12 protein-coding genes are annotated in these 12,215 nt (G+C 42.5%); all 12 read right to left on the reverse strand.

The features are described 5' to 3' along the window. Positions 1 to 177: 177 nt before the first annotated feature. The 12 genes from CYCPU_RS0108040 to CYCPU_RS11760 all read right to left on the reverse strand — a co-directional run bounded on the left by CYCPU_RS0108040 (position 178) and on the right by CYCPU_RS11760 (position 12,189). Positions 178 to 1,470 carry an adenylosuccinate synthase gene (locus tag CYCPU_RS0108040; protein ID WP_015006352.1) on the reverse strand — a complete coding sequence of 431 codons (1,293 nt, stop codon included), beginning with the start codon at positions 1,468 to 1,470 and terminating at the stop codon, positions 178 to 180. A gap of 45 nt (positions 1,471 to 1,515) precedes the next feature. Further along, positions 1,516 to 2,688: an ATP phosphoribosyltransferase regulatory subunit gene (locus CYCPU_RS0108045; protein WP_016390010.1), complete on the reverse strand. Its 1,173-nt coding sequence runs from the start codon at positions 2,686 to 2,688 to the stop codon at positions 1,516 to 1,518. Between the two features lie 13 nt (positions 2,689 to 2,701). Beyond that, the gene (locus tag CYCPU_RS0108050) at positions 2,702 to 2,890 is read right to left on the reverse strand and encodes a DUF2065 domain-containing protein (protein ID WP_020162457.1); all 189 of its coding nucleotides are present in this window, start codon (positions 2,888 to 2,890) and stop codon (positions 2,702 to 2,704) included. A gap of 36 nt (positions 2,891 to 2,926) precedes the next feature. Beyond that, positions 2,927 to 3,784, reverse strand: a complete 858-nt coding sequence (hflC, locus tag CYCPU_RS0108055) for a protease modulator HflC (protein WP_015006355.1) — start codon at positions 3,782 to 3,784, stop codon at positions 2,927 to 2,929. Beyond that, a complete protein-coding gene (gene hflK / locus CYCPU_RS0108060; RefSeq protein WP_015006356.1) occupies positions 3,784 to 4,989 on the reverse strand; it encodes an FtsH protease activity modulator HflK in 1,206 nt (401 codons plus the stop codon). Before hflK ends, hflC begins: the two co-directional genes overlap by 1 nt. A gap of 103 nt (positions 4,990 to 5,092) precedes the next feature. Beyond that, a complete protein-coding gene (gene hflX / locus CYCPU_RS0108065; RefSeq protein WP_015006357.1) occupies positions 5,093 to 6,352 on the reverse strand; it encodes a ribosome rescue GTPase HflX in 1,260 nt (419 codons plus the stop codon). Between the two features lie 44 nt (positions 6,353 to 6,396). Continuing rightward, complete coding sequence (gene hfq / locus CYCPU_RS0108070) at positions 6,397 to 6,630, reverse strand: RNA chaperone Hfq (RefSeq protein ID WP_015006358.1); 234 nt, start codon at positions 6,628 to 6,630, stop codon at positions 6,397 to 6,399. A gap of 161 nt (positions 6,631 to 6,791) precedes the next feature. Then, positions 6,792 to 7,730 (reverse strand): tRNA (adenosine(37)-N6)-dimethylallyltransferase MiaA, encoded by a 939-nt coding sequence (gene miaA / locus CYCPU_RS0108075; protein WP_020162458.1) that lies wholly within the window; start codon positions 7,728 to 7,730, stop codon positions 6,792 to 6,794. Positions 7,731 to 7,734: 4 nt separating this feature from the next. After that, entirely contained in the window at positions 7,735 to 9,519 is a 1,785-nt protein-coding gene (gene mutL / locus CYCPU_RS0108080; RefSeq protein WP_020162459.1) for a DNA mismatch repair endonuclease MutL, read from the reverse strand. A 65-nt stretch (positions 9,520 to 9,584) separates the two neighbouring features. Then, positions 9,585 to 10,928 carry an N-acetylmuramoyl-L-alanine amidase gene (locus CYCPU_RS0108085; RefSeq protein ID WP_020162460.1) on the reverse strand — a complete coding sequence of 448 codons (1,344 nt, stop codon included), beginning with the start codon at positions 10,926 to 10,928 and terminating at the stop codon, positions 9,585 to 9,587. Positions 10,929 to 10,940: 12 nt separating this feature from the next. Continuing rightward, the gene (gene tsaE, locus CYCPU_RS0108090) at positions 10,941 to 11,357 is read right to left on the reverse strand and encodes a tRNA (adenosine(37)-N6)-threonylcarbamoyltransferase complex ATPase subunit type 1 TsaE (RefSeq protein WP_015006362.1); all 417 of its coding nucleotides are present in this window, start codon (positions 11,355 to 11,357) and stop codon (positions 10,941 to 10,943) included. Next, complete coding sequence (locus tag CYCPU_RS11760) at positions 11,347 to 12,189, reverse strand: NAD(P)H-hydrate dehydratase (protein ID WP_020162461.1); 843 nt, start codon at positions 12,187 to 12,189, stop codon at positions 11,347 to 11,349. Before CYCPU_RS11760 ends, tsaE begins: the two co-directional genes overlap by 11 nt. Positions 12,190 to 12,215: the final 26 nt, after the last annotated feature.

Consider the following 12,215-nt stretch of genomic DNA (forward strand, 5'->3'; position numbering starts at 1 on the left):
CTATTTTTATTATTATTCTTTTAATCAGTTTAACACTGACCAATTATGAGTCAAAAATAGTAAAACTAATGCTTGGGCTATGTATATAGTCCATAGATCACTAATTTCGTGCAAAAAAAAGCCCTTATAAATATACTTTATAAGGGCTTTATGTATTAAGGCATCAATTGTTTAGCATTAACTGAATGGGTTATTCAGAACAATCGTCTCTGTCCTTTCTGGTCCTGTGGAAACAATATCAATAGGCACCTCTACGAGTTCCTCTAATCGTTTAATATACGCTAGCGCTTCTTTTGGAAAGCCGTCTAACGATTTACACCCTTCCGTTTGACCTTGCCAGCCAGGCATTGTTTCAAAAATTGGCTCACACTGTGCATAATTTTCAGCACCAATGGGTGGTACGTCAATAATCTCACCGTTTAACTTATATGCGGTGCATATTTTTACTTCCTTGAGTCCATCCATTACATCCAGTTTGGTTAAGCAAATACCAGTTAAACTGTTCAAGCGGGCAGAGCGTCGAAGTGACACAGCATCGAACCAGCCACAACGCCTTTCACGACCGGTTGTTGCACCAAACTCATGCCCTTTTTTACCTAAGTACTCCCCCACTTCATCATTTAACTCGGTCGGAAACGGTCCGCTACCAACACGCGTTGTATAAGCTTTAGTGATGCCTAAAATATAATCCATATCACAAGGCCCCATTCCGCTGCCACTGGCCGAACTACCAGCAGTAGTGTTAGACGAAGTAACATAGGGGTAGGTGCCATGGTCAATATCTAATAATGCGCCTTGTGCGCCTTCAAATAAAATATTTTGACTGTCGCGACTGTATTTATGCAGTTGATCGGCCACATCAATAAGCATTGGCTTAATGATCTGTGCCTGCTCCATTACTTGGTCATACATTGTTTGAAAATCATACGTTTCGGCATTGAAATAATGCTCCAACACAAAATTATGGTACTTCAATAGTTCTTGCAGCTTTTCCGCAAAAATCTTTGGTGTTAATAAATCGCCGGCACGCAAACCTCGTCTTGCAACCTTATCTTCATAAGCAGGCCCAATTCCACGTCCTGTGGTGCCAATTGCTTTATTACCTCGTGCTCTTTCGCGCGCTAGATCTAAACCTATATGCACAGGTAATATTAATGGACAGGCTTCACTAATCTTCAAGCGTCCATCCAACTTAACACCGGCTTTTTCTAAAATATCCATTTCAGTCAATAAAGCTTCGGGCGATAACACAACACCGTTACCAATTAAACACTGAACATTTTCTCTTAAGATACCTGATGGAATCAGATGCAATACTGTTTTTTCATTTCCAATCACTAAGGTATGGCCAGCATTATGCCCCCCTTGAAAGCGCACAACTGCAGCAACATCATCAGTTAATAAATCAACCAATTTACCTTTGCCCTCGTCACCCCACTGGGTGCCAATTACGACAACATTTTTTCCCATTTTATGTCTCTATCTAAACTATGATTATGAATTGATACAAGTGCGTTATTCACTCACTTGCCATTGACCGTTTATCTGTTTGATGGTCAACGTATGGTCGGGTTGTTGCGTATCACCGGGTAGCGCTTGTATAACAATTCGGCCCGATGCTCGCAATTGACGAATAACATCATGCAAATCAGCATCCATTACATCGGGCGCTAAAATAACATTGTCAGTTTGTTCTTCGCTTAACTGACTTAAGCGTGATAACACTTTGACATCCGCACTAAACCCAGTGGCTGGTAGCAAATCGTCCATTTGTTCTGTTAAGTTATCGTATCGGCCACCACGCGCCACTTCTGAGCCAAAGCCCGGCACAAACGCAGCAAACACAATACCTGTTTGGTATTGATAACAACGCAGCTCACCTAAATCAAAGTATAAAGGTAACGCGGGGTAAATATTCTGCAGTAATTCAGCGGTCCGTTGAAGCTCGTCTATCGCTTGTAAAACATCAGCGCCGCCAATTGCTAAATTAGTTTTTGCATCATTAAGAACAGATATATCGCCATTTAGGTTTAACAACTGATAAAAAGCATCATACCAAGCTTTATCTAACTGGAAAGTTGTTAGCAACTCTTCTAGCTCTTCCGTCGCTTTTCGTTGCAATACTTCAAATAACTCAGCTTCTTGCTCAACCGTTAAGCCGGCGTTTTTGGCAAGCTCTCTAAAAATGGCCACGTGGCCTAAATCTAAGTGTACTTCTTGTAAGCCAGCTATTGCTAAGGTTTCGAGCATCAACCGTATAATTTCCACATCACTTTCAATGTGCTGGCTGCCGTAAAGTTCTACCCCTACTTGAATTGGGCTACGTGATTTTTCAATCTTAGCACCTCGCGCCTGTAGTATTGAGCCGAGGTAACAAAGCCTAGTAGGCGCCTCTTTATAAAGGTGATGTGAGGCCATACGAGCCACTTGCGGCGTCATATCGGCTCTAACCCCTAAGGCTTTACCACTGATCTGGTCAGTTAAATTAAACGTCTGAAGCGCTAATTCACTGCCCGTTCCTGTTAGCAAGGTATCGCGAAATTCAACCATCGGTGGAATAACATACTGATACCCCCAAGATCGAAACAAATCTAACAATTTGCGCCGCATGGTTTCCAAACGAGCTGCCTCATTCGGGAGTAAGGCATCAATACCTTCTGGTAACATCCAATTATTTTTCTTAGCCATTAACTTGTTAACCTTATCGCACCAGCGTTAATAAAATAACACCCGCAATCATGCTTAAAAGCCCTGACATGCGAATCGTTTTATCATCCATTTCTATTAACCGCTGATAGGTTTTGCGTAGTGCATCGGGGCTTATAAATGGAACAACCCCTTCTAAAACCAACACCAATGCCATTGCCGCAAATAGTTCTTGCCACGCCATTACAAAACCCCATTAGCAATTACTGCTTATATAAACTTACTGTTTCTTAAAATATTTAAAGAAATCAGATGTCGGTTCAAGCACAATAAGGTCATCTCCTGCCCCCATACTTTTACGATAGGCATCTAAACTACGGTAAAAAGCGAAGAACTCTTTGTTCTTATTATATGCACCGGCATAAGTTTCAGCCGCTTCGGCATCACCCCTACCACGTAATTCTTGCGACTCCCTATAGGCTGTCGCTAAGATAATTTCACCTTGTTTATCAGCATCCGCTTTAATTCTCTCAGCTGCCTCTTTACCTCTTGATCTAAAGTCACGTGCCACACGCTCACGCTCTGACTCCATTCTTTTGTATACAGACGCGCTAACTTCCTCTGGCAAATCAATTCGTTTAATTTGAACATCAATAATATCGATGCCTAGACCATTTGCTAACTCATTAATTTCTTTAACAAGCCCTAAACGGATTGTATCTCTACCTACCGAAATTAACTCTTTAATTGTTTGCTTACTAAACGCTGCTCGCATGCCTTCTTTTACAAATTGATTTAATCGTGTATCAACTTGCCTAGGGTCGCCACCAACAGCTCGATAGAAATTATCCACATTGGCGATTCTCCATTTCACGAAAGTATCAACAATCACATTTTTCTTTTCAGAGGTTAAAAAACGCTCTGCCTTAGAATCAAGCGTTTGAAGACGACCATCATATTTTCGAACGTTATTAATAAACGGAAATTTGAAGTGTAACCCTGGCTCTAGGTCTGTTCGAACAATTTCACCCAAGCGAAAAACGATTACCCGCTCTCGTTGATCGACCGTAAAAATACTTCCAGAGCCAATAAAAAGAACCGCTGCTAAAACAACCAACATCATTGGATTCATTTTCATTATCTTCCCCTCCCTCTATCTCTGTAACTTGTATCTCGCCCTGTGTTATCAGGCGTGGTTTTTTCTGGCGGTGTAATAAAGCGATTCGGGGCAGCCGATGCTTTAGCAGCGGTTGATTCCATCAATTTATCAATAGGCAAATACATTAAGTTATTGCCACCTTTAACATCCATGATGACTTTTTTAGAATTACCCAACACATCTTCCATTGTTTCTAAATAAAGTCGTTTACGAGTCACTTCTGGAGCTGCTTCGTACTGAACAAGCAGTTGATCAAAACGTGAAGCATCACCTTTCGCCTCTGATTTTACACGTTGTTCATAGGCTTGTGCTTCTTGCACAATTCTTGATGCCGCACCACGTGCTTTAGGTATGACTTCATTAGAGTAGGCTTGCGCTTCGTTGATAAACCGCTGCTCATCTTCTCGAGCCCGAATAGCATCGGAAAACGCACCTTGGACTTCTTCAGGGGGTTGTGCTTCGACAAGGTTCACAGACAAAATGATCAGACCGGTTTCATATTCATCCAGCATGGTTTGCAGCTTTGTCTCAACTTTTGCGACAACCTCACTTCTACCTTCAGTTAAAACAAAGTCCATTTTATTTTTGCCGATAACAGATCGTAAGGCACTTTCAGCAGACTGTTTTAGCGTAACCTCAGGCGCTCTAACGTTAAAAATATAATCTTGTGGATTTTTAACTCTATATTGCACTGCTAAGCGAACATCAATGATATTTTCATCTTCTGTCAGCATTAATGCTTCTTTTCGGACACCGCTGGCTGCTTGCTGGTTAGCACCAGAACGGTAACCAATTTCAATAAATCTTTGCTGATCGACATTAACAATAATCGCGCTATCGACTGGGCGAGGGAAACGCCAGTGGGGCCCGGGTAATGTTGTTTCATGATATTTACCGAAACGTAATATAACGCCTCTGTTACCTTCATCAACGATATATATCCCTGTGGCGAGCCAAATTAAAGCGGCAATTCCAACCAACACACCAAGGTTAGCGCCTGATGGGCCATTTGAAGGTTTCTTATTAGACGTTCCTTTTGAACCGCCCCCACCAAACAAGCCACCAAATTTTTCTTGTAAGGAGCGTACTAACTCGTCTAGATCTGGAGGAGTTTGTTGTTCTTTTTTACGCCCACTCCATGGGTCTTCCTTCTTTTTATCGTTACCTGAGTCATCCCAAGACATAGTTAAAACCTCAACTTTAAAAATTTATTTATTTCAGCACACAATTTTAGGGTGCTACGCCATGCTAAGCAAGAATTTAAACCACTAATTCAATGATGCCCTGCTAGATGGTCGTCAGCAAATGTTTATATTTATTGGATATATTGAGCTCTATAACCCAGCAACCATCATCCCGGTTTTCTTCTTTAAGAATTTGTGCAACTTGGAATAACTTCGCTCGTAGTTTAGCCTGCTCGGGCTTTAAAACGACACTCATTCGTGTGTTTTCATCATGACAAAGCGTCGATAGTGTCTCTAACAATAGGTTTATTCCATCACCGTCCATTGCTGATAACCAGACCGCGTTGACACTGTCTGTTTCGTCTTTATCTACATGCGCATCGACGGCTGGTAAGCAATCAATTTTATTGTAAACCATCACCTGTGGGATGTTGTCTGCTCCAATTTCTTTCAGGACAGAATTTACTTCGTGGATTTGTTCTTGCCTATTAGGACTACTTGCATCAACTACATGTAATAGCAGGTCAGCCTCAATCGTTTCTTGCAGGGTAGAACGAAAAGCTGCGACTAATTCATGCGGTAAGTTTTGAATAAAACCAACTGTATCAGCCAATACAAGCTCACCGTAATCAGGCAATTTCACTTGACGTAATGTTGGATCTAATGTGGCGAAAAGCTGATCCGCTGCATAAATAGCAGAGTTTGTCAGTACATTAAAAAGCGTTGATTTTCCGGCATTTGTATACCCCACTAAAGACACCGTGGGCACATCAGCGCGTTGCCGACTTCGCCGCCCTTGATCGCGCTGCTTATTAACTTTTGTTAACCGTGTTTTAATTTGACGGATACGTTGGCCTATTAGTCGGCGGTCTGTTTCTAACTGTGTTTCGCCCGGCCCACGCAAGCCTATCCCACCCTTTTGTCTTTCTAGGTGAGTCCAGCCTCTAATTAAACGCGTCGATAAGTGCTGTAATTGCGCCAGCTCGACTTGCAGCTTACCTTCAAAAGATTGTGCTCGTTGGGCAAAAATATCTAGAATTAAGTTCGTCCGATCTAATACCCGAACTTCTAATTCTTTTTCTAAATTGCGTTGCTGACTTGGACTTAGGGTATGGTTAAACAACACAATATCAGCGCAAGTTTCATGCAACTGATGCTTCACCTCGTCTAACTTACCCTTCCCCACAAAAAATCTAGCGTCTGGCGAACGTCGTGAGCCAGTCACCGTTGCCAGCGGCTCAACATTGGCCGATATAACCAATTGCTCAAACTCGCTTAGATCATCTTCTGAAAAACTTTCATTAATCGATAAATGAACAATAAGCGCCCTTTCACCCGTACCGGGGCGATCAAACAACTCCATTAATTAGGCCCAGCGCTAATCATTAAATCAACCGAATAAATAAACTAAGCCTCCTCACCAGCACGAGGCATCGTAACCGCTCTAGCAGGCACAACCGTGGAAATAGCATGCTTATAAACCATTTGATTAATCGCATTTTTTAAAATGACGACGTATTGATCAAATGACTCAATTTGCCCTTGCAATTTAATCCCATTAACTAAAAAAATCGCCACAGGAATATGTTCCTTTCTTAATGTATTTAGAAAAGTATCCTGTAAGTTATGCCCCTTAGACATCTTGTTTCTCCTTATTATTTTGAATATTAACTTAGTGACTCCAAAACGATCGAATCCATTCTATTTTGCAGTGCAACAAATTGTACCTCAAAACACCTCAAATTTGTTTATTAATATTGTCTATTGCTTATAGATGATGACGTCATCACAATATTTCAAGCCTACCGCATTGTTTTTTTGTTAACCTCGCTCAACACCTGCTCTAACACCCTTGGAGCGGCTATGTCCAAAAGGGTTGTTTTAGTCTGTTGTCGCAACCAGGTAAACTGCCTTTTTGCCAATTGTCGTGTGGCTATAATCGCTTTTTCACGAAAAGTCACTTCGTCATATTCGCCCAATAAGTGTGACCATGCCTGTCGATACCCAACTGCTCTAATAGCCGGCAATAATGCCGTTAAATCACCTCGTTCAAACAAGCAACGAACCTCATCAAGAAACCCGTTTTCAATCATCTTATCCATTCTTAAGGCGATCTTGTCATGTAGCTCTATACGATTGCTTGGCATGATAGCAAATTTAAATACTTCAAACGGTAGCGGTTGTTTTGCCTGTTCTAACAACCAATCGCTTTGACTTTTACCCGACACCAAAAACACTTCAAGCGCACGTTGTATTCTTTGCGTGTCATTCGGGTGAATTCGCTTAGCCGCCTCCGGGTCAACTTTTTTTAAATGATCATGAACCGCCTCCCAACCTTCACTCGCTGCTTGCTGATCAATCTCTTGACGAATCGCTGCATTAGCATCGGGCAATTTAGCCATACCATTTAATAAAACATGAAAGTACAGCATCGTACCACCAACTAAAATCGGCATTTTCCCTCTACTCGCTACCTCATTAATCAGCCCGAGTGCCTGCTCTCGAAATTGCCCTGCCGAAAAACTTTCAGAAGGGTCTAAAATATCAATTAAATGATGCTTAACACCTTGCCTTTCAGTTAAATCTGGCTTTGCTGTGCCAATATCCATCCCTCGGTAAACTAACGCCGAATCAACACTGATCACTTCACCATCTAAGGCCTTTGCTATTTCAACCCCCAAGGCTGTTTTACCAGAGGCAGTTGGCCCCATCAACATGACCACACGAGGTAAAATTGACATACGTTTATTGACCTCTTAAAAACAATGAGTCTAATTGTTGAACATTAAGTAGCACCCATGTTGGTCGCCCATGATTGCATTGACCGCTATTCTCGGTCTGCTCAATGTCTCTCAACAAGGCATTCATTTCCATTTCTGTTAGGCGTCGATTGGCTCTAATGGAACCATGGCAGGCCATATTACCCAAAACGGTATAACACGCCTCTTGAATACTTTTTGTTTCCCCTGTTTGTGCCAAATCTTGAATTAGTTTCCTAACCAACACCTCAGCATCATCTTGTGCCAGCAAAACAGGTATAGCTCGAACCAAAAGCGTATTTGGGCCTGACAAACTTAAGTCTAACGCTAAGCCTTCAAGCATGTCTTGGTATTGCTCAAAAGCCACCACCTCTTCATCCGATAAATGTATCTTCTGTGGAATCAACAACGGTTGCGATGGTATCTCACCCGCGTCATATTGTTTTTTCATCTTTTCGTACACAATCCGCTCATGGGCCGCATGCGTATCTACCAATACCAAGCCTTGTTCCGACTCTGCAAGAATATAAGTATTGTGCAAGTGTGCAATGGCATACCCTAGCGGAGGCGCACCCTCTGCTTGCTGAACACGATTATCAACTGCTGGAGCCGCCATTGACATTTTTGGAGCGGTGTATGATGTTCCTTTAGCGTAATGAACAGGCGATTCAGAAACTGACATTGGCATTTGACGCTGCTGCATATCGCTGTAACTGGGCACAGTATTTGGCGTAGTCGGCGTTAGTGTTTTAACCGAATGATGGTCTGAGGGCCGAACATCCGTCAATAATTGTTTTATTCGCCGATAAACAAAGTCATGAACCGCTTTACTTTCGCGAAAACGCACTTCTAATTTAGCTGGGTGCGCATTGACATCAACTAACCTAGGATCAATACTCAAATACAAGACATAAACCGGGTGACGCCCATGAAATAAAACATCCTGATAGGCTAAGCGAACCGCGTGATTAATCAATTTGTCTCTGATCAAACGGCCATTGACATAAAAAAACTGCATATCTGCCTGCGACCTTGAATAAGTTGGTAAACCAACCCAACCTTGCAGACCTAAGTCTCCATTGACGACATCCACTTCTAGCGATTCATGGACAAAACCATCACCACATAATAAGCCCACTCGTTCGCTCTTTTCAGCATTAGATAAGGCCGGTTTTAAATCCATAATTTGACGCTGATTATGCCTAAGGTTAAACCCTGTATCAAAGCGACTTAACGCCATCCGCTTAAGCACTGTTTCAATATGGCCAAATTCTGTCTTTTCTGTTTTAAGGAATTTTCGGCGTGCAGGCGTATTGTAAAAAAGATCACGCAGTTCTACGCATGTGCCAAAAGGGTGTGCGGTGGGCACAGGGTCTAGTTCTTTTTCTGTACCGTCTGCCTTAACAGACCAGCCTGCATTATCACTTTCTTGTCGTGAGGTTAACGTTAATCGTGACACCGAACTCATACTCGGTAAGGCTTCGCCGCGAAAACCAAAGCTAAGCACTGACTCTAAATCATGCAAGGAACCAATTTTACTGGTTGCATGACGCGATAAAGCGAGCTCTAGATCCACTTTAGCAATACCTAAGCCATTATCGGTAACACGTATTAACCGCGACCCACCTTCTTCAATTTCTATCAAGATTTGAGTAGCACCGGCATCCAGTGAGTTTTCTACTAATTCTTTCACTGCAGAGGCGGGGCGCTCGATAACCTCACCTGCCGCAATTTGGTTAATCAGCTGTGGAGGTAGTTGCTTAATGAGCATAAGGCATTCGATACGTTTGTTGTTTTGCGTCTATATGAAGGTAGACACATTGTATCGAAAAAAAACTAACTGGGTATTTGAATAACTTGACCAACTTTAATTTTACTGCTGCGCATGTCATTGGCTTTTTTCAAGGAACTAAGAGAAACCCGATGGCGTTGCGCAATGCCCGACAAAGTATCACCTCTTTGAATTTTATAAGTTGCCGCAGCCATACGAATCGTTGGTTCTGACGGTAAGCGTTGATGAGCAAAATATGTCTTAACGCCTTTCATAATGGCATTCGCCATTTTCATTTGATGCCTTGGGCTTCGTAGCTTAGCTTCTTCATCTTTATTTGAGATGAAGGCCGTTTCAACTAAAATCGACGGTATATCTGGCGACTTCAATACCATAAAGCCCGCTCGCTGGACTTGTTTTTTATGTACATGGCCAACGCCTTTTAAGTTTTTCAGCACCTCACTTGCCACTTTTGCACTGGCATCTTCAGTATGGTTTTGCGATAAATCCAGCAGTACAGAGGCCAACATGCCGTCTTTATCATCCAAGCTAACACCACCCACTAAATCGGCTGCGTTTTCACTTTTAGCTAACCACCTCGCCGCTTCACTACTAGCACCTCGGGTAGACAACACATACACGGACGAACCTCTCGCACGTTGGTCTTTAAACGCATCGGCATGAATAGATACAAACAAATCAGCTTTAGCCTTACGAGCCTTTTCCATTCGCTCACGCAAACCGATGTAATAATCCCCTGAACGAACTAAATAAGCTTGCATATTGGGCTGTTGGTTCACCAGCGTCGCTAATTTTTTAGCAATCGCTAACACCACTTCTTTTTCACGCGTCCCTCTATGACCTTGTGCGCCCGGATCTTCTCCACCATGACCCGCGTCAATAGCAACAACCCACTTGTTATGCTGAGCAGAACTCACTGACTTTTTAACGACTGCCGGCTGCTTAGCCACTGCATTTTGTTTAGGGTATAAATCAACCACTAAACGATGTCCATAATTATCATTTGGTTTTAAAACAAAACTTTTTGCCTTAACCGCTGTTTTCAAATCAATGACAACACGCAAATCATTTTTATTACGAGACGCTTGGCGTATTTGGTTTACGACTTTGTGATTGGTCGTAAATGCTGGCACTACCGCGTCAAACTTTGCGTTATTTAAATCAACCACCAACCGAGAGGGGTTATCGAGTGAAAACACTTTATGCACAACCGGTGACGACAAACCAAACACTAAACGCGTATGATCCGGTGCAGTCCAATAACGCAGTGAGTCCACTTTTTTACTTGCAGCGGCGATTGCCGTAGTACTTATTGATAAGGCAAAGACAACCAACATCAGCATTGACACATGCTCTATCAGTTTAAAATTATTCGAGAATAGTTTCATAACCAACTGTTTTTATGAGTCTTTATAGTTAGATATTAACAGTTCTCTCTCCGTTCCGTAAATATTTATTTTAATCAGTAAATCTGGTTCTGTTAATAAGTCTCCGCCATTAACTGGCCATTCAACAAAACAAATTGATTCGTTATTAAAATAATCACGTATCCCCATGTACTCGAGCTCTTCAGCATCCTTTACTCGATACAAATCAAAATGAAAGACTGGTTGATCGTTGATGATGTAGGGTTCAACTAAATTATACGTCGGGCTTTTAACGGCTCCTTGGTGCCCCAGGCCTTGTAAAACACCTCGAACTAAGGTTGTTTTTCCTGCACCTAAATCACCCTCTAAAAAAACAATCATTCCCGCTTTCAACTTCAATGCCAGCTGCTTTCCCGCTGCTAACATGCCCTGCTCATCTTTAATAATCATTCACTAACTCACGAATTGGTTGCATCAAATCACTTGCCAACAGGCCTCTTTGACCCTTCTGAGCCGCACAATCGGCTGCCATCGCATGAACCATTACAGCCATTTTTGCGGCGTCTAAAATCGTTAAGCCTTGAGCCATTAAACCTGAAATAACCCCTGTTAAGACATCACCCATACCGCCTGACGCCATGCCTGGGTTACCGGCTTTACACATGTAAATATCATCACCGCCGCCATAAACTAAACTACCAGAACCTTTTAAAACAACCACCCCTCCATATTCATTCTGGAGCTCTTTAACAGCTGCTTGCCGATCTAGTTGAATATCCGCAGCTGAACAGCGCAGTAGGCGCGCAGCCTCACCGACATGAGGCGTTAATACCCAATTTTTATTTTTCCGAGGTGACCTAGACAATAAATTCAGCCCATCCGCATCAACCACTGCTGCTAGCCCCGTTTCTAAGGCCGCTTCATAGAGACTGCTTGACCACCGTGTTTGACCAAGCCCTGGACCGATACCAATAACATCACAGGCCGTCGCTATTCGCCTTAATTCTCTTTGATCAGCGACCCCATGGCACATTAATTCAGGTCGTGACAAAGTAAGGCTTGCCGCATGTTCTTTTTTTGTCGCAATACTAACTAAACCACTGCCAACTCTTAGCGCTGCTTCTCCAGCCAACCGTATCGCACCACAAAACCCACGATGACCACCCACTAGCAAAACATGGCCAAAATCACCTTTATGTGATTCCTGTTCACGAGGCGGCAATAAGGTCATCAGCTCAGCATGTGCCAATACCGATATTTTATTTTGTATTTTTTCGGGCATATGAGGACATTCGAAATTGAGATATA

The organism is Cycloclasticus pugetii PS-1, assembly GCF_000384415.1.
GTDB lineage: Bacteria > Pseudomonadota > Gammaproteobacteria > Methylococcales > Cycloclasticaceae > Cycloclasticus > Cycloclasticus pugetii.